Origin of the sequence: Burkholderia sp. HI2714, from assembly GCF_002223085.1 — a bacterium.
In the GTDB taxonomy this organism is placed as follows: domain Bacteria; phylum Pseudomonadota; class Gammaproteobacteria; order Burkholderiales; family Burkholderiaceae; genus Burkholderia; species Burkholderia lata_D.
On record NZ_NKFM01000055.1, the window covers coordinates 138,582 to 162,711 of the forward strand.

Annotated in this window: 22 protein-coding genes; 8 read left to right on the forward strand and 14 right to left on the reverse strand. The window is 69.1% G+C overall.

What is annotated here, in order from left to right; translation table 11 throughout:
• The first annotated feature begins 189 nt into the window (after positions 1 to 189).
• Entirely contained in the window at positions 190 to 1,419 is a 1,230-nt protein-coding gene (locus tag CFB82_RS30015; RefSeq protein ID WP_089486403.1) for a cyanate transporter, read from the forward strand.
• 143 nt (positions 1,420 to 1,562) lie between these two features.
• On the forward strand, positions 1,563 to 2,333 hold the full coding sequence (locus CFB82_RS30020; RefSeq protein ID WP_089486404.1) for an ABC transporter substrate-binding protein: 771 nt from the start codon (positions 1,563 to 1,565) through the stop codon (positions 2,331 to 2,333).
• A gap of 78 nt (positions 2,334 to 2,411) precedes the next feature.
• Here the strand turns inward: CFB82_RS30020 and CFB82_RS30025 are convergent, their stop codons facing one another.
• Complete coding sequence (locus CFB82_RS30025) at positions 2,412 to 2,795, reverse strand: hypothetical protein (RefSeq protein ID WP_089486405.1); 384 nt, start codon at positions 2,793 to 2,795, stop codon at positions 2,412 to 2,414.
• Positions 2,796 to 2,998: 203 nt separating this feature from the next.
• Between CFB82_RS30025 and CFB82_RS30030 the strand changes: the two genes are divergently transcribed.
• Both CFB82_RS30030 and CFB82_RS30035 read left to right on the forward strand, forming a co-directional pair.
• On the forward strand, positions 2,999 to 3,520 hold the full coding sequence (locus CFB82_RS30030; RefSeq protein WP_089486406.1) for a GNAT family N-acetyltransferase: 522 nt from the start codon (positions 2,999 to 3,001) through the stop codon (positions 3,518 to 3,520).
• A 257-nt stretch (positions 3,521 to 3,777) separates the two neighbouring features.
• Complete coding sequence (locus tag CFB82_RS30035; protein ID WP_089486407.1) at positions 3,778 to 4,110, forward strand: putative quinol monooxygenase; 333 nt, start codon at positions 3,778 to 3,780, stop codon at positions 4,108 to 4,110.
• A 73-nt stretch (positions 4,111 to 4,183) separates the two neighbouring features.
• Here the strand turns inward: CFB82_RS30035 and CFB82_RS30040 are convergent, their stop codons facing one another.
• From CFB82_RS30040 to CFB82_RS30090, 11 genes are all read right to left on the reverse strand, one after another.
• The gene (locus CFB82_RS30040) at positions 4,184 to 5,656 is read right to left on the reverse strand and encodes an amidohydrolase family protein (protein WP_089486408.1); all 1,473 of its coding nucleotides are present in this window, start codon (positions 5,654 to 5,656) and stop codon (positions 4,184 to 4,186) included.
• A gap of 48 nt (positions 5,657 to 5,704) precedes the next feature.
• Positions 5,705 to 7,183: a sodium:solute symporter family protein gene (locus CFB82_RS30045; RefSeq protein WP_089486409.1), complete on the reverse strand. Its 1,479-nt coding sequence runs from the start codon at positions 7,181 to 7,183 to the stop codon at positions 5,705 to 5,707.
• Complete coding sequence (locus CFB82_RS30050) at positions 7,180 to 7,392, reverse strand: DUF3311 domain-containing protein (RefSeq protein ID WP_069250887.1); 213 nt, start codon at positions 7,390 to 7,392, stop codon at positions 7,180 to 7,182. The genes CFB82_RS30045 and CFB82_RS30050 overlap by 4 nt, the downstream gene beginning before the upstream one ends.
• A 39-nt stretch (positions 7,393 to 7,431) precedes the next feature.
• Positions 7,432 to 8,559, reverse strand: coding sequence for a porin (locus CFB82_RS30055; protein WP_143750984.1), 1,128 nt, complete (start codon positions 8,557 to 8,559; stop codon positions 7,432 to 7,434).
• A 424-nt stretch (positions 8,560 to 8,983) separates the two neighbouring features.
• A complete protein-coding gene (locus CFB82_RS30060) occupies positions 8,984 to 10,324 on the reverse strand; it encodes a serine hydrolase domain-containing protein (protein WP_089486411.1) in 1,341 nt (446 codons plus the stop codon).
• Between the two features lie 45 nt (positions 10,325 to 10,369).
• Entirely contained in the window at positions 10,370 to 10,765 is a 396-nt protein-coding gene (locus CFB82_RS30065) for a BON domain-containing protein (RefSeq protein WP_089486412.1), read from the reverse strand.
• A 37-nt stretch (positions 10,766 to 10,802) separates the two neighbouring features.
• Positions 10,803 to 11,861: a porin gene (locus CFB82_RS30070; RefSeq protein ID WP_089486413.1), complete on the reverse strand. Its 1,059-nt coding sequence runs from the start codon at positions 11,859 to 11,861 to the stop codon at positions 10,803 to 10,805.
• Between the two features lie 124 nt (positions 11,862 to 11,985).
• Entirely contained in the window at positions 11,986 to 13,284 is a 1,299-nt protein-coding gene (locus tag CFB82_RS30075) for an MFS transporter (RefSeq protein ID WP_089486414.1), read from the reverse strand.
• A 44-nt stretch (positions 13,285 to 13,328) separates the two neighbouring features.
• On the reverse strand, positions 13,329 to 14,480 hold the full coding sequence (locus CFB82_RS30080) for a CaiB/BaiF CoA transferase family protein (protein ID WP_089486415.1): 1,152 nt from the start codon (positions 14,478 to 14,480) through the stop codon (positions 13,329 to 13,331).
• A complete protein-coding gene (locus CFB82_RS30085; protein ID WP_089486416.1) occupies positions 14,477 to 15,664 on the reverse strand; it encodes an acyl-CoA dehydrogenase family protein in 1,188 nt (395 codons plus the stop codon). Before CFB82_RS30085 ends, CFB82_RS30080 begins: the two co-directional genes overlap by 4 nt.
• An 11-nt stretch (positions 15,665 to 15,675) precedes the next feature.
• The gene (locus CFB82_RS30090) at positions 15,676 to 17,229 is read right to left on the reverse strand and encodes an AMP-binding protein (RefSeq protein WP_089486417.1); all 1,554 of its coding nucleotides are present in this window, start codon (positions 17,227 to 17,229) and stop codon (positions 15,676 to 15,678) included.
• Between the two features lie 101 nt (positions 17,230 to 17,330).
• Between CFB82_RS30090 and CFB82_RS30095 the strand changes: the two genes are divergently transcribed.
• Together CFB82_RS30095 and CFB82_RS30100 are read left to right on the forward strand one after the other, a co-directional pair.
• Entirely contained in the window at positions 17,331 to 18,221 is an 891-nt protein-coding gene (locus CFB82_RS30095; protein WP_089486418.1) for a LysR family transcriptional regulator, read from the forward strand.
• Positions 18,222 to 18,366: 145 nt separating this feature from the next.
• Positions 18,367 to 19,704: an MFS transporter gene (locus CFB82_RS30100; protein ID WP_089486419.1), complete on the forward strand. Its 1,338-nt coding sequence runs from the start codon at positions 18,367 to 18,369 to the stop codon at positions 19,702 to 19,704.
• A 125-nt stretch (positions 19,705 to 19,829) separates the two neighbouring features.
• Here the strand turns inward: CFB82_RS30100 and CFB82_RS30105 are convergent, their stop codons facing one another.
• Positions 19,830 to 20,840 (reverse strand): 3-hydroxybutyryl-CoA dehydrogenase, encoded by a 1,011-nt coding sequence (locus tag CFB82_RS30105; RefSeq protein WP_089486420.1) that lies wholly within the window; start codon positions 20,838 to 20,840, stop codon positions 19,830 to 19,832.
• Entirely contained in the window at positions 20,837 to 21,952 is a 1,116-nt protein-coding gene (locus CFB82_RS30110; RefSeq protein WP_089486421.1) for an NAD/NADP-dependent octopine/nopaline dehydrogenase family protein, read from the reverse strand. The genes CFB82_RS30105 and CFB82_RS30110 overlap by 4 nt, the downstream gene beginning before the upstream one ends.
• A 150-nt stretch (positions 21,953 to 22,102) precedes the next feature.
• Here CFB82_RS30110 and CFB82_RS30115 point away from each other — a divergent pair, with 150 nt between their 5' ends.
• On the forward strand, positions 22,103 to 23,077 hold the full coding sequence (locus CFB82_RS30115) for an AraC family transcriptional regulator (protein ID WP_089486422.1): 975 nt from the start codon (positions 22,103 to 22,105) through the stop codon (positions 23,075 to 23,077).
• A complete protein-coding gene (locus CFB82_RS30120; RefSeq protein ID WP_089486423.1) occupies positions 23,074 to 24,108 on the forward strand; it encodes a LysR family transcriptional regulator in 1,035 nt (344 codons plus the stop codon). The genes CFB82_RS30115 and CFB82_RS30120 overlap by 4 nt, the downstream gene beginning before the upstream one ends.
• Positions 24,109 to 24,130 lie beyond the last annotated feature (22 nt).

The window sequence follows — 24,130 nt, forward strand, 5'->3', positions numbered from 1 at the left end:
GACGAATGTGCCGTCGCGCCGTATCGCCCACCGCCGCCAGCGGCCCCCGGCTGCCCCCGCCGCCCCGCTGCGCCCCATCGCATTCCGCACTGATTCCCAGTCGAATATTTAATTTTCACCTGACGTAGCGCGCGCTTACCCTTTCGGCATCGCATCACAGGGCCACCGGCCCCTCCCTGGAGCATTCCGATGTCCGACCCCGGCACCGCGCAAGCCGTCCACCGCCCGCATGCGGCGTCCGTGCCCTATGGCGCGCTAGCGCTGCTGGTGCTGGCCGGCCTCAATCTGCGCCCGTTCCTGACCGCGTTCGGCCCCGTGCTCGACGTCGTGCGCGCCGACACGGGCCTCGGCTTTCGCGCGGCCGCGCTGCTGACCACGCTGCCGTTCGTGCTGATGGGGGTCGTCGCCGGGGTCGGCGTCGGGCTCGCACGGCGCGTCGGCGAGCCGCGCGCGCTGAGCGTCGCGCTGGTGCTGATCGCGGCCGGCTGCACAGCGCGCCTGTGGAGCGACGGCAGCGCGGGCCTGATCGGCACCGCGATCGTCGCGGGCGCCGGCGTCGCCGTGATCCAGGCGCTCGTCCCCGGCCTCGCGAAACGCTGGTTCGTCGACCGGCTGCCGCTCGCGATGGGCCTCTACTCGGCCGCGCTGGTCGGCGGCGGCGCCTTCGGCGCGGTCGCGAGCCCGTGGCTCGCCGTGCAGGGCGGCTGGCATCTCGCGCTCGCCGTGTGGGCCGTGCCCGCGCTCGTCACGCTCGCGCTGTGGCGGGCGAAGGCGCCGCGCGACGCCGTGCGCGCGACGGCCGTAGCGGCCCCGCTCACCGCGTTCGCCCGCATTCCGCGCGCATGGCAGCTCGCGCTGTTCTTCGGGCTCAGCAACAGCGGCTACGCCAGCCTCGTCGCGTGGCTGCCCGCGTTCTACCGCGGCATCGGCATGAGTCCGCAAGCGAGCGGCAACCTGCTCGCGTGGATGGCGCTGTTCCAGGCGATCGGCGCGCTCGCGATGCCGATGCTCGCAAAACGCTCGCCGGACCGCCGCGTCGCGCTGTGGCTCACGCTCGCGCTGCAGGCGGCCGGCTTCGTCGGGTTCGCGACGCTGCCCGCGGTCGCGCCCTGGCTCTGGGTCGCGAGCGTCGGCCTCGGTCTCGGCGCCTTCTTCTCGATGAGCCTGATCGTCACGCTCGACCACCTGCCCGATGCCCGGCTCGCCGGCGCACTCGCCGCGTTCGTGCAGGGCATCGGCTTCCTGACCGTCGCGGCGAGCCCCTGGCTGATCGGCTGGCTGCGCGACGCGGGCGGCGGCTTCGCGATCGCGTGGTGGATGCATCTCGGCGTGATCGCCGCGATGGCCGCGCTGAATGCCGCGTTCGCGCCCGCCGGCTACCGGCACAGCATGGTGCGCATCACCGGCGCTGCGCGCTAAAGCCCCCTTCGAATCCGGACGTTTCGCCGGCCGCTTGCGGCGCGACGTCCAGCCGCCCGCGCATGGCCGGGCGCGGGCGGTCACGCCCATCGGCCGCTGGTTCGCTGCACGACAAACAACATCAATCGGTATTGGAGACAGACATGAAAAAGCTCGTTCTGGCCGTTGCGCTCGCGCTGACGGCCGGCGCCGCCGCCGCGAAAGGCCCAGCAGTGCTGCGCCTCGGCGTCGACCCCAGCTATGCGCCGTTCGAATCGCTCGCGCCCGACGGCAAGCTCGTCGGCTTCGACATCGATCTCGGCAATGCGATCTGCGAACGGATGAAGGTGCGCTGCGTGTGGGTCGAGAACGCGTTCGACGGGATGATCCCCGCGCTGAAGGCGCGCAAGTTCGACGGCGTGCTGTCGTCGATGAGCGTGACCGAGAAGCGCCTCGCGCAGATCGCGTTCACGGACAAGATCAACAACGTGCCGCCCCGCCTCGTCGCGCGGCGCGGCTCGAATCTGCAACCGACACCCGAATCGCTGCAGGGCAAGAGCGTCGGCGTCGAGCAGGGTTCGACGCAGGAGACTTATGCGCGCACGTACTGGGAGCCGAAGGGCGTGATCGTCCGCACGTACCAGACGCAGGATCTCGTCTACCAGGACCTGCTGTCCGGGCGGCTCGATGCGTCGCTGCAATCGTCGGTGCAGGCCGACCTCGGTTTCCTGAAAACGGCCAAGGGAGCGAACTTCGAATTCGCGGGGCCGCCGCTGCATGACCCGAAGACGCTCGGCGTGGGTTCGGCGATCGGCGTACGCAAGGATGACGACGCGCTGCGCACGCAGATCAACCAGGCGCTTGCGAGCCTGATTCAGGACGGGACGTACCGGCGGATCGCGAAGAAGTATTTCTCGTTCGACATCTACAACTGACGGGAACGAACGGACAATGCAAAGCGGTATCACGCATGCGTGCGCGACACCGCTTCTTCGTTGACCGAATGATATCGACTACGCCGCTCGCTGCAACAGGTCGGTGGCGAACGACTTCGCGTGCGCGACGGCTTCCTGCGCGTCACCGAACACACCGAGTTCATCCCAGTGTTCTTCGGCCGCGTACGTTCCCTTCACGGCGAGCGCCCGCTGAACGCTCAACTGCGCGGCGTATTTGCCGTCCTGCAACGGCCGGGCCGTTGCAACCACCTTGTGCGGCGGGCTGGCCCGCTCCGGCTGAACCAGTTCGACGGCGCCACCGGCCACGTCGACATACATCAACTCGTTCCTGGTGTTGCAGTCCGGGCAGTAGAAACACCACCCCGCGTCCTCTTGACGGGGCCTGACCTGCCCGCGAGCCAGCACGGCGCGGCATGCAACGTTTTCGCAGATGAACGGCATGGCAGTCTCCGAAGTTGTTTGTCGGAAATCCTAGCATGTCCGTCCGCCGTCAACCACCGGCATCGGCGAGATTGCCTTGCGGTCGATCAGGTTCGGGCGCGCCCGCCCCTGGCACGGCTCGCACGCAGATCGACCACGCGCTCGCAAGCCGCTCGTCAGCCGGGATACACTGTCTGCCCGCCCCACGAACCAAGCCATCCTCCATGTTGATCCGCGTTGCTACGCCGTCCGATGCCATCCCGCTTGCCGAACTGAAGCGCGACACGTTTCGCGAAACCTTTCTGCAAGACGGATTCAATATCGACTACCCGCCGCACGATCTGGCTGCGTACGAAACCCAGGCCTACTCGGTGGAAACGGTCACGGGCCAGCTCAACGATCCCCAGTGCCGCACGTGGGTCGCCGAAAGCGACGACGGCCGGCTGGTGGGGTATGCGCACGCGGGGCCGTGCAAGCTCCCGCACCCGGAAGTTACCGACGGGTCGGGGGAGATCCATCAGATCTACCTTCGGCGCGGTACGCAAGGGACCGGCGCCGGGCGCGCGTTGTTCGATTCCGCACTGGATTATCTGGCAACGGAACGCCCCGGCCCGGTGTGGCTCGGCGTGTGGTCCGGCAACGCGAAGGCCATTGCCTTCTATGAGAAAGCCGGATTCAGGAAGGTCGGCACGTACGATTTCAAGGTCGGTGAAGCGACCGATCTGGAGTTCATCTACCGTCGTTGACGCCATGGATCGAGAACCGGTGCGATTGACACGCTCCGGCCGATCGCGCTACCTTGCGTTCATGCAGCGCGATCCGATTCCCCTCGCAAGCGTCACGACCACGACGACCATCGCCAACGGCGGGTCGTCCGGAATGCGCACGCGGTAATCGTCGCGGTTGCATGCACCAGGAGCCCCGCCGCCAAGCGACGGGGCTTCTCGCGTTTACGGCGCCCCCGCTTGTTCGTCGGCATCACGCACACCAGCCAGGAGTCGCCATGAACGAAGTCGATCGTCAAAGCCGCAGCCAAGAACGCGAGGTGCTGCTCGTCATCTCGATTCAAACCCTTCCCGGCAAGCGTCACGAGCAGATTGCCGCCTATGAGCGGCTGGCACCCACGGTTCGGGCAGAACCAGGGTGCCTCCAGTACGACCTGCATCCCGTCGTCGGCGACGAGAACGGCTTTGTGCTGATCGAGCGCTGGGCATCGGCGGATGCGTTGGCCGCGCACGACATGACGCCTCACATGATCGCCAACGATGCGCAAAGCCCGACGTTCCGGGCTGCGCCGGCGAAGGTGGTGCGGCTGGCACCCGGCAGTCTCGCTTGAGCGGAACACGAGCCGGCCCGAACCGGGCCGGCGTTGCGGAACGGTCGCCGTATGCCGGCTGCCGCGTGCCCGCTCAGTAGCGGCTGCGCCCCCACAGCGTCTCCGGCTCTTCGAGCAAATGACGCAACCCGCTGCGCTCCAGCATCGTTTCCGACACCTCCACGACGCGCTCGAGAATCGCCTCCTCATCGACCGACAACACGCGCCGATCCTCCATCAGCACCCGTCCGCCGACCATCGTCATGCACACGTCGGCCGCGTTCGCGAAGCACGTCACGCGATACACCGGCATGTTCATCGGCATCATGTGTGGCCGGAACAGGTCGACGAGGATGATGTCGGCGAGCTTGCCGGCTTCGAGCGAACCGACTTCGTGATCGACCGACAGCGCCTTCGCCGCGTCGATCGTCACCATCTCAAGCACCTTGCCGTGCGGCAGCACGTCCGGGTCGCGGAAATGCCGGCGGTGGTAATGCATGCACTGCCACATATGGCGGAACATGTCGTAGCCGCGATCGGGCGCCGCGCCGTCCGACGCGATCGCCACCGTCACGCCCGCATCGATCAGCTCGGGCACCGGGCAGCGCCCGATGATCGACATGATCGCGCTCGGGTTGTGGACGATCGCGGTGCCGGTCTCGACGCATGCCGCGATGTCGTCGTCGGTCAGGTCGATGCTGTGCGACATGAACGACGTCGGGCCGAGCAAGCCGAGCTCGCGATGCGCGAACGCGAGCGTGCCCGCGCGGTGGCCGTCCTGCGTGAACGTCAGCCCGCGCTCGCGCGCCAATGCGCCGTAGCGCGCGGCCTGGTCGCGGAAATCGCGCTCGTACTGCGCGAGTTCCGGGTCGTGCTCGGGCCCGTACACAGGCAGCGTGAGCGCGATGCGGATCCGGCCGCCGGCATCGCCGTGGCATTCGTCGATGATGCTGTTGCACACTGCGTACATCGTGTCGAAGTCGATGTCGCGCGTGTCGCTGCCGTCCGGCGTGTGGCGCGTATAAGCACGCGGCGCGGGCGGACGCGACGGGCCGACCGCGACGATCGAGCGCGTGCCAGTGCGCACGACCGCATCACAATGGCGCCGTGCATAGACCGGATCGTCGACGCGCATGATCGAGTTGCCGCCGCCGAGCAGCGACACGCCCGTCGTCACGCCGGCCTTCAGCCGCTCGAGCGCGGCAAGGTGCGATTCGGTTTCCCAGAACGCCTCGTCCGATGCGCGCGTGTAGATCGCCTCGGCCGCGGCCGACCACGCGTCGCCGTCCGCGCCGCCGATCGTGCGCAGCATCGCGTGGCCCGCATGCGCATGCGCATCGATCAGGCCCGGCAGCACGGCCTTGCGACGCGCGTCGATCGTGCGTGCGGCGCGGTAGCGGGCCTGCAGTTCATCGGTGCCGCCCACGGCGACGATACGATCGCCTTTCACGGCAACCGCGCCATGCTCGATCACGCGCCGCTGCGGGTCCATCGTGATCACGCAGCCATTCGCGATCAGCGTGTCGATCGCTTCGCGGTTGTCCGCTCGGTTGTTCTCGATAGTCATCGCACAGTGTCCTGTTGTCGTTCGTTCGATTTCATTGCCGTCCAGCCGTCACGCGGAACCGACCGGCGCTGCAGCCCGCGCCTTCAGCCTGCGCTGCCCCGCGCTGATCACGATGAACACCACCGCATTCATCGCGAGCGCGACGAGCCCGGGGTTGATCGACGTCAGCGTGGTCGACGCGCCGGGGAACAGCGACGCGAGCGTCACGCCATAGTAGTTCGTCATCGCGATCACGATCGCGCCGGCGGCGATCCCCGCGAACGCGCCTTCACGCGTGCCGAACGGCCGCTTCAGGAAGCTCGAAGCAAGCATCGGCACGAGCTGCGTGAGCAGGCTCGACGAGAAGATCGCGAGCGTGACGAACGTCGCGCCGCCGCGCAGCACGAAGTAGACGACCACCAGCGTGAAGATCGGCAGCGCGATCCGCGCGACGCGCGTCACCTCGCGGTCGGTCGCGTTCGGCGCGAAACCTTCGCGGTAGATGTTGCGCGCGATCGTCGTCGACGCGTTCAACATGATCAGCGAACCCGGCACAAGCGCGGTCAGCAGGCCCGTGCCGCCGACGATGCCGACGAACCATGCGGGAAACGTCTGCTTCACGAGGCGCAGCAGCGCGAGATCAGCCTGCGCGCCTTCGAGCCCATGCACGGTCATCACGGCCGCGAAGCCGACGAGGAACAGGAACGCGATCAGCACCTGGTACAGCGGCATCAGGATCACGTTGCGACGCAGCGCGCGTTCGTCCTTCGCGACGTAGATCGCGGTGAACCCGTGCGGATACAGGTAGTAGCCAAGCGACGTGAGCAGGATCGTCGAGTTGTACCAGCTCAGGTTGAAGCCGTGCGCGGGCATGCGCAGCAGTTCGGGATGCGCGGCGTCGATCTTCGCGAACATCGCGCCGAGGCCGCCGTAGTAATGCATCGGCAGATAGAGGCCGAGGAAGATCGCGATCGCGAGGATCAGCACGTCCTTGAAGATCGCGATGCTCGCCGAGCCGTGGATGCCCGACACGACCATGTACACGGCCATCAGCGTCGCGGCGATCCAGATCGCGGCCGCCTGCGGAATCAGCCCGTACGACATCTCCGATACGATCACGCCGAGCCCGCGCAACTGGATCATCAGCAGCGACACCATCGCGAACACCGCGACGACCGACACTAGCACGCCGATCGCGCGGCTGTCGTACTTCGCCGCGAAGTAATCGGCGAACGACACGAGCCCGCGCGCCTTTGCGTAACGCCAGACGGCCGGCAGCATCCAGTAGCCGATCACGAACGCGAGGCAGCCGTACGACAGGATGTAGAACGCGGGCACGCCCTTGCTGTAGGTCCAGCCGCTCGCACCGAGGAACGAGAACGTCGAAAACGCCTCGCCGGCCATCAGCAGGAACGTGAGCAGCGAGCCGAAGCCGCGCCCGCCGACCGCCCACTGCTCGAGCGTGAGCTTGCGGCCGCGACGCGCCATCACGCCGATCGCGAGCGCGAACACGGCGAACGCCGCGATGATGAGGATCGATGCGTTCATCGCGCGTCTCCCGAGCGGCCGGCGCGGGCCGCGTCGCGCTCGTCGAGATGGAACAGGATCGCAAGGATCGCGGCGGTCGCGGCCATCCAGACCAGGTTCCACACGAGCAGGAACGGCAGCCCGAACAGCAGCGGCCGCACCTCGGCGAGCGAGCCGCCCGTGTACATTCCGACGAACGGCAACGCCGCCAGCAACAGTTTGAGTTTCATGAGTGCCTCCTCCGGAAGACGCGCGTGTGCGTCAGAACATCAGAACTTCTGGCGGATGCCGACCACCACCGCCACCTGCGACATCGTCGTCGATGCGCTGTCGGTGCCGTCGATCCACGCCTGCCCGGCACCCGACGACGCCTTCTGGTAGAAGCCGTTCACGTACACGTCGGTGCGCTTGGACAGCAGGTACTGCACGCCGGCCGATACCTGGTGGTAGTGACCGCTGTCGCTGGCGCGCGCGACCTGCGTATAGGTGTAGCCGGCCGCGGCCATCAGCGCCGGCGTGATCATGTAGCGCAGGCTGCCTTCGTAGTTGTTGAAGCGCAGCGCGCCGCCCGTCGCCTGCCCGAAGTTCGAGCCCGTGTACAGCAGGCCGAGCGTGGCCGGCCCGATCGCATAGCTGCCGCCCGCGCCCCAGATCTGCTGGCGAATCGCGCTCCCGAGGCTCGCACCGAACACCGATTCCGACGCCGGATAGTAGTTGTCCGAAGCAACGGCGCCGCTCGTGCTGACCGCGGGATGGTTCACGCGCGCATACGCGGCGCCTGCGTTGAGCGGCCCGTTCACGTACGTGACGCCCGCGCTCCAGCTGTTGTCGTTCGCGAAGCCGGTCGAGTTCGAGAAGCCGTACACGAGGTTCGCCTGCAGGCCCGCGATCGTCGGCGACACGTACTTCACCGCGTTGTTGGTGCGGAACGTGTTGTTGATGTCGTCGTTGTCGAACGGGTGCGTCGAGTACTGCGCGAGGAAGCTGCTCATCTGCAGCGAGCCGAGGATGTCCTGCGTCGAGTCGTACTGGCGGCCGAGCGTCACCGCGCCCCAGTTCGCGCCGCTCAGGCCGACCCACGCCGAACGCCCGAACATCCGGCCGCCCTGCCCGAGCGCGCCGTTCGCGACGTTGAAGCCGTTCTCGAGACGGAAGTTCGCCTTCAGGCCGCCGCCGAGATCCTCGGTGCCGATCAAGCCCCAGCGCGGGCCCGATTCATTGCCGCCCGTGAATTGCCACAATGCGTGGCCCTTCGCGTTGTTCGTGTAGGTCACACCCGCGTCGACGATCCCGTACAGCGTCACCGTCGACTGCGCGTGCGCGGCGCCGGCAACCAGCATGGCAACGGCTGCGCCCACGCCTGCGGCGCCCGTCTTCCCACCCTTCATTCGCACCATCTCCGTCTTCTCCTCTCCAAACCTGTTCATCGATGTGTTGTGTTTTTTTTAGATCCCGCCCATACGCGCCGACCGGGTTGTATAGACAGTCGCTGGATGGTATCCAGCCGCAATCACATCAAGAAATGAAATGTTCAACTGAGCGTCAGTTGAAAATCGAATGGCGGGGAGATGAGCGGGGACGGTGCACCGCTGCAAGAGAAACGAAAGCGCGCATGTCCGCTGGACGCGGCGCGCTTTGCTCAGACGTGAATGGCGTGCGTAAGCAAGCTGACGAAACGGCGACAGGCGATGTGCCGATGTGGTTTTCCCTGACAGCCCGCGCATCGCACTATCGCGGTGCGAAGCGGGCCGATAGCCGACGCGATCGCGGAGCGGCGACGCAACGCCGCCCCTCTCGTCGGGCACACCCGGTTGCAGCGCGCTAGCGCAACCGGTCGACGACCGCGCGCGCCACCATGCTCAACGCATCGCCACGTTCGAGCGCCGCACGCGGCCGTGTCGCTGCGCCTTGCGCGTCGAGCGCGCGCGGCGCGAAGTCCGGCGACGACGAGAACTTGACGATCGTCAGCGCGTGCTTCGGATCGACGAGGATCGACTGGCCGAACCGCCCCGCCGCCGCGACCGAGCCGTCGCCGTCGTTCACCTGGTACCAGTAGTCGCGATACGCATAGCCGTCCTTGCCCGCGATCACGTTGCCCTTAGCGAACAGCGCCGCGTTGTGCGCGGGCTGCAGTGCCGCGCGAATCGTCGCGGCGGACAGCGCACCGCGTGCGCCGCCGAGCCCCGTGCGCACGCGCTCGGCGAAGCGCGCCGCATCGCGCAGCGTCGTGTACAGGCCGCCGCTCGCCATCGCCATCGCATTGCGGTCGACGACGACGTACGCATCGTCTTCCGCGAAATCGCGCCACAGCCACCGCTCGACCAGCGCGCTCCACGACTGTCCCGTCGCGCGCTGCATCGCCCACGCGACGGCTTCCGGCGAGCCGTTCTGGTAGAACCACGTGCTGCCGGGCGCCACGTCCGGCACACGCTGCACGGTCAGCAGGAACTCGGCGATGCTGGCCGGCGCGCCTTCACGGTGCGGCACCAGCCCGACCGCGCCGAACAGGCCGAGATCGGGCGGGATTCCCGGTGCGTACGCGGTCGGCACTTCCATGTCCAGGTTCTGCTGCAGCGTCGCGCCGCCGAACGGCGTGTCGGCGAGTTCCGGTACCGTGCGCGCGAGCGGCGCGCCCGCGTCGAGCACGCCGGATTCGATCATCTGCGCGGCCAGCAGGCCCGTCACCGATTTCGTCATCGACGCCCACGCGTGCGGCTGGTCGGCCCGGAAGCCGTCGAAGTAGCGCTCGTAGACGATCCGGCCACGCTGCACGACGATGAAGCCGTCGGTATGCGTTGCGCGCAGGTAGGCGTCGAGCGTCAGCGTCTCGCCGCCGATCGTCACGGGCAACGTGTCGAGGCCGGATGCCGGCTGCTCGGGCAACGGCATCGGCGAAGCCGCGTGCCGGATCCCGGCCGTCGGCGCGAGCAGCCGCGTATTGCCCAACGCCCAGCGCAGGCGCGCCGGCGTGAACGCGTTGGCCTTGTTGACGACCTGGTCGGCCGGCGGCGGGAAGCCCTGCATCATGCCCGGTGTGACGGCGTCGAGTGCAGCGGACGCAGCGGGCGCGATCGCGGCGAGCGCGAGCCCGCCGGCCAGCACGAAGGTCTCGGCCAGCCGGCGAGTGCGCCGGGTAGCGGTAAAACGTCGATGAATTCGCATCGAATCATGTCTCGTAGTGGAAGGAGGACGAACGTGTGCCGGCAATCACGGCTGCTGGCCGTCGATGCGCAGCAGGTTCGACACCGACACGACCCCGTCGACGCGCCGCGCAACCGCCGCCGCGAGCGTCACCTGGTTCGTATCCGTGACCGAGCCGCTGAGCGTCACGCTGCCGTCGCGCACCCGCACGAGGATGCGCGTGACGTTCAGGTTCTTCGTGCGCGCAAGCGCCGTGCTGACACGGCGTTTCAGCTTGCGATCGGCTGCCTTGCGTTGCGCCGGCGACAGGTCAGCTGACGCAGGCACCTGCGCCGATGCCTGCACGGCCGCTTCCGCCGATGCCTGAATCGCCGCGCTCGCGGCGTCGGGTTGCGCGTGCGCGGCGACGGTCCAGCATGCCGCCGTCAGCAGCGCCGCGATCAGTCGGGATGAAGTACGCATGATCGAATCACACTCCTGAAAAATCGTTGAAAAAACCTCAGAACTGCGTCATCAGCCCGATCGACACACCGGTCGTCGCGCTCGCCCCGCGCCGCAGGTTCAGCGCCGCGATCGTCGCCGGATCGCGCATGTACGCGCCGGTCATCCCGTTGCGGTCGACCTCGACATACAGCTCGGTGCGCTTCGACAGGAAGTACTCGGCGATCGCGTAGGTCGTCAGCTTGTGTCCGTCCGCGCCCGACACGTTGCCGAGATTGCGTGCGCGGTCGTAGACCGCGGCCGCGCTCAGCTGCACCGACGGCAGCGGCTGCACGACGATGCCGAACGACGGGATATCGTCGCGCCGCGACCGCGCGCCGGCCTTGTTCGCGCTGACGTTCAGCGACGCGTAGCTCAGGTAGAAGCGCGCACGGCCGAGCTGCAGCGTGCCGCCTGCCTGGATCGTCTGCGCCGACTGCGAGCCATCCGGGCTGTACGTCTTCGCATACGACACGCCGCCCATCAGGTCCGAATACGTGTACATCGCCGCAGTCGAATAGCTGGTACCCGCATGCGAGCTGCCCGCTACGCCGCCGGGCGAATAGTTCGCACCGAACCGCAGGCCACCCACCTGCCCGAGATACTTGATCGTGTTGTTGAAACGCGAGTCGAGCGTGAAGAAGTTGCCGTCGAACTGCACACCCGGCTCGACCGCGAGCGATTGCCCGCGTCCGCCGAGCGGATCGAGCGCGATACCGAGGTCTTCCGCGACGTTGAACTGGCGGCCGAATGTCAGGCCGCCGAAATCGCCGGCCAGGCCGACATACGCGGCCTGAGAAAACAGCGTGCCGGACGTTTTCAGCGCACCGGTGCCGCTGTTGAACGCGCCGTCGAGCACGAACAGCGCCTTCAGCCCGCCGCCCAGATCCTCCTTGCCGCGAATGCCGAACTCGTTGCCCGCGATGATGTTGTTGTTGAACCCGACCTGGCTGCCGCCCGGCAGCCCGTTGACCCAGCGCACGCCGCCGCCGATCCGGCCGAACAGCGTCACGCTCGACTGCGCGTGCGCGCTCCCCCACAGCGCGCCGATCAGCGCCGCCGCGATCATCTTCTTCATGTCTCCTCCTGCCGCGTCGTCGCGCGGCGTATCGTGGTACTGCTCCCGTCGAAAGGCGCCGCTGCCCGGCTGGCGGGCCGTACGCCGAATGCGATGCAATGCGAAACGATGTGCGCGGCAGGCGCTAGCGGCCGCACGCGCCGACCGGCGGCGCAGCGCACTCCGTGTCGCCCGCGAGGCGCCGCAGCGAACGCTGCGGATCGAGGCACCAGGCGCCGAGCACCCCGCAGACGATCAGCACGACGCCGCACACGACGCTCGCCTGTTCGAAGCCGCGCGCGACCGACGCGCCGCTCGCCTCGATCAGCATCCCGGTGACGACCGGCGCACCGAGGCCCGCGAGCGACGCGAAGCCGTTGCTGAGCGCGAGCACGCCGCCGCGCTGCGCGTCCGGCGTCACCTCGGCGAGCATCGCGGGGCCGATCGAGTACATCGTCAGCGTCAGGCCGCTGCCGACCGTCAGCAGCACGAGCTTCGCCGCGCGCGGCAGCTCGGGCACCGGCAGCATCGCCAGCATGGCGCCGGCGATGGCGAGCGTGACGGCGATGAACGTGCCGCGTCCGTGCCGCGACGGCATGCCGCGCGCAAGCAAGGTTTGCGACAGCCATGCCAGCGCGAGACTGAGCGGCGACGTGACCGCGACGAACAGCGCGAACATGCGCCCCGCTTCGTGCGGCCCGAAGCCGAGCCCGAGCTGCAGGTAGGTCGGCATCCACGTGAGCGTCATCGCGAGAATCCAGTTCGCCGCGAAATGGCCGAGGAAGTTGCCGAGCACCGTGCGGTCGGTCAGCAGCCGCCCGTACGGCACGCGTTCGCCGCCCGACGCGCGCGGGCCGCGCGACAGCGTGCCCTCCTCGCCGGCCACCGCCCACGCGAGGCACCACACGGCCCCGAGCACCGCCAGCACCGCGAAGTTCGCGCGCCAGCCCCAGTGCGACGTGACGACCGGAATCGCGAGCCCCGCGATCAGCAGGCCGAGCGCGCTGCCCTGGTGCAGCAGCGCGACCGGGAGATTGCGCCGCGTATCGGGAAACCATTTGTAGATCGCGTGCGTCGCGACCGGCGACGCCGGCCCTTCGCCGATGCCGAGCAGCACGCGGCACGCGATGACGACCCAGATCGAGCTGGCGGCGAGCATCGGCAGTTGCAGCAGCGCCCATGCGGCCGCCATCGCGAACAGCAGCCATTTCGCGGGCCAGCGGTTCGCAGCGATGCCGCCCGCGACCGCCGCGACCGCGAACAGCCAGTTGAGGCTGCCGCCGATCACGCCGAACTGCGTCGGGCTCAGATGCAGGTCGCGCATCATCGGCACCGACACGAGGCCGAGCACGACCTTGTCGAGAAAATTCACCAGCATCATCAGCGCGAGCATCGTCGCGATGGACCACGCCCGTCCAGGGCGGTACTGCGCACCATTCGTCATGGCTGTCTCCTGTTTATTTATCGTCGGCGGCCGGCGGCGTCGCGCTATCCGCCGCCGTGCTCGCCGGGCGCCGGCACCCGGTCGTCACCGTCCGGCAGGCCGAGCGAGAACTTCACCGGGAAGCGCACCGCGAGCGACCGGTCGGCCGCCACCTCGCGGGCGACGCCGCGGGCGCGCACGTGCGGATCGTCGAACACCGCGCCCGCGTCGGGCACGCACGACACCGGCAGCCCGAGTGCGCCGAGCACGCGCATCCAGTCGTCCTGCGTGCGGGTCGCGAAGGTCGCGCGCAGCAGCGCGCCGAGCGCGTGCCGATGCTGCTGCCGGCCCGCGCGCTGCGCGAAGCGCGGTTCCCGCAGCGCCGGATACGCATCGCCGAGCGCATCGGCAAACGCGGCCCAGAACTTGTCCTCGAGCGTCGCGAGCACGATGTGCCGGCCATCGGCGGTCTCGAACAGGTCGTTGTCGGGCATCACCCAGCGCGCCGCGTCGGGCGTATCGCGGCCGGTGCGCAGCGCCCACGCGGCCGGTGCGGTCCACGCGAAGATCGCGTCGTGGATCGACACGTCGAGATGCTGGCCGACACCGCTCGCGCGGGCGCTCATCACGGCGACCGCCAGCGCGAGCGCGGCGTGCAGCGCGGCCGCGTGATCGGCCAGCCGCACGCGTGGCCGCGAGACGGTGTCGTGCAGTTGCGCGGGCACCGACCAGTAGCCGGCATCGGCAAGGAAGTTCAGGTCGTGGCCGGGACGGTTCGCATACGGGCCGTCCTGCCCGTAGCCGCTGATCGAGCACAGCACGACGCGCGGGTTCGCGTGCGCCAGCACGTCGTAGCCGAGCCCGAGCCGCGCCATCACGCCGGGCCGGTTGCCTTCGACCACCGCATCGGCGTCGCGCACGAGATCGAGAAAGCGTGCGCGGCCGTCGGGCGTCTTCAGGTCGAGCACGATCGAGCGCTTGCCGCGGTTGAACTGCGCGAACGTGTCGGCGCCGAACTGCCGCAACGCGTCGCCGCCCGGCGGCTCGACCTTGATCACGTCCGCGCCGAGCTGGCGCAGCAGCGCGCACGCATGCGGGCCGGGCAGCAGCTGGCCGGCATCGACGATCCGCACGCCGCGCAGGCACGACCAGGCGGGCCCATCGGCATCGGGATCGGCGGCGGGCCAGGCGTCGGCCGCGTCGTCGCGGGTCGTCATGCGCCGCCTCCCGCGCCGGCCGGCTCGAGAATCGCCTTCGCGATCGTGTTGCGCTGGATCTCGCTGGTGCCGGTCAGGATCCGGAACATCCGCAGCTTGCGGAACGTCTGCTCGACCGGATGGCCGCGCGTGACGCCGACGTTGCCGTGGATCTGCACGGCCTTGTCCGCGACCTCGAAGCAGCGCTCCGACACGTACAGCTTGCAGGCGGCAGCCGTCATCCGCAGGTCGGCGCCCGCATCGGCGAGCGCGGCCGTATGCGCAATCATGCTTTCGCATGCCCACAGCGCGGCGGCCATGTCGGCGAGCATGTGCTGAATCGCCTGGAACCGCGCGATCGGGCCGCCGAACTGCCGGCGCGTGCGCGCGTAATCGAGCGACGCCCGGTACGCCGACATCGCGAGGCCGAGCATCGTCGGGCAATGCAGCAGCCGGTTCACGTTGATGCGCGACATGCCGAGCCGGAAGCCGTTGCCGACGCCGCCGAACACGTTCTCGCGCGGCACGCGCACGCCGGAGAAGCGGATGTCCGCGTCGATATGCTGGCCGGACATCGGCACGTACTCGTGCTGAACGCTCACGCCGGGCAGGTCGAGATCGACCAGCACGGCCGTGATCTGCGGCGGCGTCGCGGTGGCGTCGGTCACGCACATCACGATCGCGAAATCGGCGAACGGCGCACCGCTGATGTAGTGCTTCGTGCCGTTGATGACGAGCGAATCGCCGTCCTCGATCGCCGTCGTGCAGATGCTCATCGCGTCCGAGCCCGAATGCGGCTCGGTCAGCGCGAAGCACGTCGATTTCTCGCCGCGCATCACCGGCTTGAAATAGCGGTCGAGCTGCGCGGGCGTCGCGTACTTCAGCATGTTGCCGACGCGCGGCGGGCCGCCGAGTTCACCGAGCACGTGCGGCGCGAGCGCTGCGCCGCTCGCGGCGAGGTCGGCCTTCAGCGCGCACACCTCGGCGATCGACAGCCCCTGTCCGCCGATCTCGACGGGCAGGCTCGCGGTATAGAAGCCGAGCGCGGCCGAGCGTTGCCAGACGCGGCGCAGCACGTCGCGCGGCCACACGCCTTCGGAGTCGAGCCGCAGCTCGCGCTCGATCGGACGCAGTTCGTCGTCGACGAAGCGCAGCACGGCCGCGCGCAGCGCGACGAATTCAGGGCGTTGCAGATGATCGAACATGGCGAATTCCTTCAGTTGACGCGGCGCGCGACACCGCGCCAGTACTGCTCGCGCACGAGCTTGCGGGCGACCTTGCCGTTCGCGTTCTTCGGCAGCTCGGCGACGAAATCGATGGAACGCGGCAGCTTGTAGTCGGCCAACTGCGCGCGGCAGTGCGCGACGAGATCGTTCGCCTGCGCGTCACGGCCGCCACGCAGCACGACCACGGCCTTCACGGCCTCGCCCCACTTGTCGTCGGGTACGCCGACCACGCACGCCTCGAGCACGCCTTCGTGCCGGTAGAGCGCCGCTTCGACTTCGGTCGGATACACGTTGAAGCCGCCCGAGATGATCATGTCGTGCTTGCGGTCGACCAGATAGATGAAGCCGTCACGATCGGTGCGCGCGAGGTCGCCCGTGTGCAGCCATCCGTCGACCAGCACCTCGCGCGTCAGCTCCGGCGCATTCCAGTAGCCCTGGAACACGTCCGCGCCGCGAATCACGATCTCGCCGATCGCGTCGCCTTCGACTTCGCGCCCGTCGGCATCGACCACCCGCACCTCGGTTTCGCCGAGCGGCCGGCCGCACGACGCGAGCCGCTCGCGGTCGTGCAGCAGCGCGTACGCGTGATCGGCGATGCCGAGCCGCGTGACGCCCGACGTCGATTCGCTCGCGCCATAGCCTTGCGACAGCACGGGGCCGATACGCGCCCATGCTTCCTCGATGCGCGCCGGCGCCATCGGCGCCGCGCCGTAGCCGAGCACCTTCAGGCTGCGCAGGTCGGCCTGCGCGAGCTCGGGCGCGTTCAGCAGCATGTTGACCATCGCCGGCACCATGAACGTGTGCGTGATGCGCTGGCGCGCGACCTCGGCGAGGAAATGCGCGGGCTCGAACGCGTCGAACAGCACGAGCGTCGCGCCGCAGAACAGGTACGGCTGCATCAGCATCCCGGACGCATGCGTGATCGGGCCGATCAGCGCAAGGCGATCGCCGGGCTGCGCGGGGCGGTCCATCCCCAGCACGATCTTGCGCAGCGACGCGAGCCGGTTGCCGTAGCTCTGCATCGCGGCCTTGATGCGCCCCGTCGAGCCGGACGAGAAATGCAGCACGGCGAGATCGTCCGGCGCCGGCAGATAATCGGGCGGCGTATCGCTGCCCTTCGCGACCAGCGTGTCGTAGTCGAGATAGCCGGCCACCGCGCCGCCGATCGACACGAACCGCTCGACCGACGCGAAGCCCGGCGAGTCGGGCGTGTAATCCGTGTAGCCGCGCCCGCCGATGAACGCGGCCGGCGCGCAGTTGCCGACGACGTCGGCGGCCTCGGCCGCCGTGAAGCGCGGATTCAGCGCGGCTTTCACGAGGCCGGCCTTGTAAAGCGCGCATTCGATCTCGACGAGCTCGATGCAGTTGCGCGCCTGGACGGCGATGCGGGTGCCGGGCGCGAAGCCGAGGCCGCGCAGCGCATTCGCGAGCCGCGTCGAGCGCTCGTCGAGCTGGCGGTACGTGACGGCGCGGTCGCGGTGGATCACGGCGGACTGGCTGCCCCAGTAGCGGGCCGCGCGCCGCAGGAAGTAGGCGAAGCTCAAAACGATTCTCCTGGTCGAACAGTGCCGCCAGTCTGTAAGATGCCCAGGCATCACCACAATGCATTACCGGATATAAAGTCATAACTGACAGGAATCCCCCAATGGACACGCGCGATCTGGAGTACCTGCTGGCCGTCGAGCGGCACGGCAGCATCGGCAAGGCCGCCGAGGCACTGGGGCTATCGCAGCCGGCGCTCACGAAAGCCGTGCAGCGGCTGGAGGCGCAAGTCGGCGTGACGCTGTTCGAGCGCACCGCGAACGGGATGACGCCGACGCCGGCCGGCGCACGCTTCGTCGCGCGTGCGCAGCGGATCGCACTCGAATTCGACGACGCGATGCAGGAGATGCGCGCGATCCGCGGCGGCGAGCAGGGCGTAGTGCGGATCGGCTACTCGCCGACCGTGCCCAATGCATTGGTGCTCGGTGCGTGCCGGCAACTGATCCGCGAACGGCCGGCCGCGCGGCTGCGGCTGCGCTGCCGGCTCGCGCGCGAACTGCTCGACCTGCTCGCGGCCGGCGAGCTCGATCTCGTCGTCGCGCCCGAACCGCAGCAGCAGGACGACGGGCTCGACACCATCGCGCTGTTCGACGACCGGCTGACCGTTCTCGCCGATGCCGCCCACCCGCTGCAGCGCAAGCGCGGGCTCACGCTCGCGGATCTCGCCGATCAGGAATGGCTGCTGCCGGAAGCGACGATTCCGGTGCGGCACCGGATCGACGACGCGTTCCGCGCACGCGGCCTGCCCGCGCCGCGCCTGCGCATCGAGACCGATTTCGGCAACACGTCGCTGCTGCAGCTGTTGCGCGGCACGCCGCTGCTGTGCGTCGGCGGCGCGGATGCGCTCGACCAGGTGACCGGATTGCGCGCACTCGACCTGCGGGCCGGTGAACTCGAACTGGACCGCCGCATCGGCGCGATGCATCGCGCGGGCGCTTACGTGCCGCCGCTGGCGCAGCGGATGATCGCGCTGCTGCGGGAAAGCGTGGGGTAGGCACGGGAAAGCGCCGCGACCATCATCAGCGGGAGTGATGTCACTCCCCTTTTTCTGCGGATTTGACCGGGGGCACGGTGCCGACAACACTAGGCCGCAGTGCTGCACAGACGGCACGCGCCTGCCGCCCCCTTCAGAGTCCGCCATGGTTCCGACCGACATCATGCAATCCCCGAGCGCCGTCCGGCCGCTCGCCGACCGGCAGCTGCGCCGGATCGTCATCGCGTCCGTCGCCGGCAACGCGATGGAGTGGTACGACTTTTTCGTGTACGGCACGGCCGCGGCGCTCGTGTTCGGCCATGTGTTCTTCCCGCCCGGCGCATCGCCGCTCGCGGGCAGCCTCGCCGCGTTCGCGGCCTTCGCGCTCGGCTTCGTCGCGCGGCCACTCGGCGGGATCGTGTTCGGCCACGTCGGCGATCGCTACGGGCGCAAGGCATCGCTCGTGTGGACGCTGCTGATCATGGGCGCATCGACCTTCGCGATCGGCCTGCTGCCGACCTATGCGCAGGTCGGCGTGTGGGCGCCGGCCGCGCTCGTCGTGCTGCGCCTGCTGCAGGGCATCGCGTCCGGCGGCGAATGGGGCGGCGGCGTGCTGATGATCAGCGAGAACGCGCCGCCGGAACAGCGCGGCTACTACGCCGCGTGGAGCCAGCTCGGCGTGGGCGGCGGCTTCGTGCTGTCGTCGGCCGCGTTTCTCGCCGCGCAGGCGCTGCCGGACGACGCGTTCCGCACCTGGGGCTGGCGGTTGCCGTTCCTCGCGAGCATCGCGATCTTCGCGATCGGCATCTATATCCGCCGCCATCTGCCGGAAAGCCGCGACTTCGAGCAAGCCGGCAAGCGCGGCGCGCACACGCACCTGCCGATCGTCGAATGCGTCCGGCGCCATCCGAAGGAAATCCTGCTCGCAATGGGACTGCGCGTGGCCGAGAACGGCGGCGCTTATATCTTCCTCGCGTTTTCGCTCGTCTACGGCAAATACGTCGGCATCCCGAACGGCGTGATGCTGACCGGCGTGATGATCGCGATGATCGTCGAGATGGGCGCGATGCTCGCGTGGGGCCGGCTGTCCGACCGGATCGGCCGCAAGCCCGTGTACCTGATCGGCGCGCTGAGCCTCGTCGCGTGCGCGTTCCCGTTCTTCTGGCTGCTCGATACGCGCGTGACGCCGCTCGTGTGGCTCGCGCTCACGGTCGGCACGGCGGTGAGCCACGGCGCGATGATCGGCACGCTGCCCGCGCTCGTCGGCGAGCTGTTCAGCACCGAGGTGCGTTACTCCGGTGTCGCGCTCGGGCATGAAGTCGCGTCGATCTTCGCGGGCGGGATGTCGCCGCTGATCGCGACCGCGCTGCTCGCGCGCTATCACGCGTCGTGGCCCGTTTCGCTGTTCCTCATCGCGCTCGGCCTCGTGACCGTCGCGACGCTGTGCGTGATGCGCGAGACGCGCGTCGCGCCCGACATCGGCACGCGCGGCGATACGGTGTGAGCGTGCTGCACGCTGCGGCCGCCTCCGTTCCCGTGCTCTTGCCCACGGATGTCGGACACACCGGCTCACGGTGCCACGTGCGCGCTTTCGTGGCACCGCGAACGCGCGCGGCCGCGACGTCCGGGCTAATCGCGCAGGTGGAGCCGCCCGCCGTCGAACACCGGCGCCAATCCCAGGTGATCGAGCAGCCGCGCGAATTCACCGAGCCGCTGCCGCATGTACGCGGGCACGTCCACGTCCGCATAGTCGTGGAAGCCGGCACCCGTGCGCACGCCATCGCGCCCGGTTTCCATGTTGCGCACGACGCTCTCGGCCGGCGCGAAGCGCGGGCCGATCTCGCCGGCCAGGTACTTCGACGCGTAGTACAGGATGTCGCAGCCGCCCCAGTCGATGAATTCGAGCAGCCCGAGCACCGCGAAGCGTGGGCCGAAACCGGTGCGGATCGCCGTGTCGATATCCTCCGCGCTCGCGACACCTTCCTCGACCATCCGCGCCGCCTCGTTCATCGCGAGCGCCTGAATGCGCGGCACGATATAGCCTGGCGCCGGCCCGCAGATCACCGGCTTCTTGCCGACGCGTTCGAGCAGCGCGGCGAGCGCATCGACCACCGCCTGGCCGGTTGCGTCGCTGCGGCTGATCTCGACGAGCGGCATCAGCAACGCGGGGTTCAGCCAGTGCGCGTTCAGCACCCGTTCGGGGTGCACGACATGACGCTGCAATTCGGTGACGACGAACGTCGACGTGGTCGACGCAATCGTTGCGCACGCATCGACACGCTCGCCGAGCCAGCGCAACGCGTCGGCCTTCGCGTCGAGCACTTCGGGCAGCGCCTCAAACACGACGTCTGCATCGCGCACGGCATCGGCAGCGCCATCCCGAGAAACGATCGCGATGCGCGCGACGACCGCATCGGCCTGCGCGGCATCGACGCGGCCGAGCGCGACCTGCGCGTGCAGCGGCCTGGCGATCTCGTCGCGCGTGCGATCGTCGAACGCGCGTTGGCCAGCCGCATCGCGCCGCTTGAAGTCGATCAGCGTCACGTCGATTCCGGCAAAGGCAAACACGAGCGCGATCCCCTGCCCCATGCGTCCCGCGCCGAGCACGTGTACACGCGTCACATCGGCGGCCGCGCTCATGCTGATACTCCCGCGACTCCGTTGTCGAGCAGCGCACGCATCGCGTCCTTCGACAGCGCCGCGATGCCGAGCCGCTCCAGCGTGCGTCCTTCCGCATACAGGTCGCGCACCGCGACCGCACTCGCGATGCTCAGCAGGCCCTGCGCAACCGGCGTCGGCACACCGGCCCAGCGCCCGCACGACACGATGAACGACAGCCCGAGCCGGGTGTCTTCGAGCATGTAGCGATGGGACCGCAGATCGATCTTCTCGCGCCAGTCGCCGCTATCGGTCAGCTTGCCGTGCGCGCCGCGCCCGTACATCCATTCGTCGCCTTCGGTCGCGTAGTGATCCGCGAGCGGGAAATGCGGCGCGCGATAGCCGAGCGCTTCGCGCACCGCGATGCGTTCGGCATCCAGCGCGTTCGTCACGCGGCGGATCGACGGCTGCGTGCCTTCGTTGTGGATGTCCCATGCGTCGAAGTGTTCGAGCGGCCCGGCGTTCATCAGGATCAGCGGCGGATGGATCACCGGCCCCGCATTCATCAACGCACCGGACAACGCATCCTCGACCGGCTCGACCGACGGATAGCCCGCGCGCAGCACGTCGAACGCCCAGCCGGCCGCATTCGCGGGAAATACACCGGTCGGCAGACGCGTCGCGTAGGCGCTGATCACGACGTCGTTGTCGCCATGCTTGCGAACGAGGTACGGCAGCGTGCCCGTCTCGGCGAATGCGACGCGCGAACGGTTGCCGGCATCGGCCGCCGCCTGCGCGAACACGAAGCTGCCGAACGTGCCGGGCGGCAGGAACACGACCTGGCCGTCCTCCAGCAAAGGCGCGACCTGCGCGGCGAGCGCGTCATGCGACGTAGCCGGCAGCGGCACCACGACGAGTTGCGCCCCGCGCAGCGCGGCCGCGAGATCGCCAGTCAGGCGGATCGCACCCGGCGCATCGCCGAGCGGCACCGCACGCTTGCCGCGATAGTCGGTCACATTCAGCACGCCAAGCTCGCGCAGCCGCGCATGCGGCTCGCGGTCGCGCCGCCACCACGTCACGTCGTGGCCCTTCTCGAGCAGGTCGATCGCCGCCGCATGGCAGCCGTGGCCGCCGCCCAGAACACATACCTTCATCGTCTTCTCTCGGTGATTGAGTGTTTCCGAAACTACGCGGCCGCCCCCGCCGCGTCGCTTCAGAACGCGCAACGGCACGCCCGTTCGCGCAACGCAATCGCGGCGATGCACATGCCGCCACGCCCGCCGCATCCGCTACGAGGTCCGTGAATGGATATCGCCCTGTCCCGCCATGCGCCGAACCGGCTCGGCATGCTGCACGCCCCCGACGAAGTCGAACGCGCGGTCGCGCACCGGCTCGGGCCGCACCGGATGGCCGCACGCGGCCGCGACCCGTTTCATGCGGAGCTGTACGAAGTGCCGCTGCATCACGGCGCGCTGCTCGAACTCTGCTACGGCCGCGAAACGCACATCGAATTCGGTGACGATGCCGAACACTTCCTGTTCCGGCTGACGCTCGCCGGCGCATGCGAGCTGCAGGCCGGCAGCGCCATTGCGCGCGCCGGCCCCGGCGAGCTGACCGTGTCGTCCCCGGCGCTCGCGAGCCGCCTGAGCACGAGCCCCGATTGCCGCAACCTCGTGCTGCGGCTGGAACGCGGCGCACTCGAACGCAAGCTGCAGGACATGCTGCAGGCCACGCTCACGCGCCCGCTGCAGTTCGATCTCGCGGCCGGCGGTGCCGGCGCGGGCGCCGCGCTGCTGCTGCCGACCTTCGAATACCTGTGCCGGCTCGGCGCGCAGCCGGGCATCGTCACGGCCGCGACGACCTTCGGCGCCGACCTCACCACGTGGCTGATGTCGCTGCTGCTCACGCACCTGCCGCATTCGTACAGCGATGCGCTCACGCGCGGCACGCCGCCGCTGCCGGCGCACGTGCGTCGCGCGTGCGATCACGTCAACGCGCACCTCGGCGAACCGCTCGCACTCGCCGCGCTGGCGGCCGTCGCGGGCGTCGCGCCGCGCACGCTGCAGCACGCGTTCCGCGCGTTCCTGCACACCACGCCGGCCGCCTACGTACGCGAATGCCGGCTCGCCGCCGTGCACGCGGCGCTGCAGCGCGGCGACGCACGCAGCGTGACCGACGTGCTGATCGCACACGGCATCCATGGCTTCGGCCATTTCGCGAAGGCGTATGCGCGGCGTTACGGCCACGTGCCTTCCGTCACCGCGAGGCAACCCCGATGACGCACGCCGCACCCGGCCGCCCGGCGGCCCCGGCCCGCGCCGAATCCGCACCGCACGACAACGACCCGTCCGAACTGCGCGTGCAGGATCTCGATCTCAACTTGCTGAAGACGTTTCGCGCCGTGTACGAAGAGCGGCACGTCGGCCGCGCGGCGCTGCGGCTCGGCGTCACGCAGCCGTCCGTCAGCTACGCGCTCGGCCGGCTGCGGCTGATGTTCCGCGACGCGCTGTTCGTGCGCACCGGCACCGGCGTCGAGCCGACGCCGCGCGCGCAGCGGCTCGCGCTGTCGGTCGACAAGGCGCTCGCGATCCTGCAGGACGTGCTCGACGAAGGCTCGCGCTTCACGCCCGACAGTACGCAGCGCGTGTTCCGCCTGCACATGAGCGATTTCGCGGCGAGCGCGTTCCTGCCGACGCTGCTCGCCGCCTTCGACCGCCGCGCGCCGGGTGCGGTGATCGAGACGCTGCACGTCGACGAATGCCAGCTCAATGTCGCACTCGAATCGGGGCGTATCGACTTCGCGCTCGGGCATTTCGCCGACGCATCGAGCCACTTCCAGCGCACCGCGCTGCTGCACGAGCGCTGCGTGCTGCTGATGCCGCGCCGCACCGCGCAGCACGTCGCGCTGCCCGACGACTACGTGCTCGATGGCGACGCGCCCGATACGCTGCGCTTCGTCGCGGTCACATCGCATCCGCAATCGATGCAGTTGCTGGAACGGCACGGGCTGATGCCGCGCGTGCGCGCGGCGCTACCCGATTTCATGGTGGTGCCCGCGCTGCTGCGGGACGGCGACTATGCGCTGATCCTGCCGGAGACGATCGCGATCACGTTCGCGGCGCGCCAACCGTGCGTGCTGTACGAGATCGCCGGTGCGAGCGAATGGGCCGTCAACGCGTACTGGCACCGGCGCTTCGACGCCGACCCCGGCCATCGCTGGCTGCGTGCGCTGCTGCTCGAACTGTTCAACATCGGCGAGCTGGCGCCGTTCGACGCATGGCTCGCGCCGCAGCCGCCCGCCTGCGCATAGGAAAGCGAACGGCTCGAGCCGA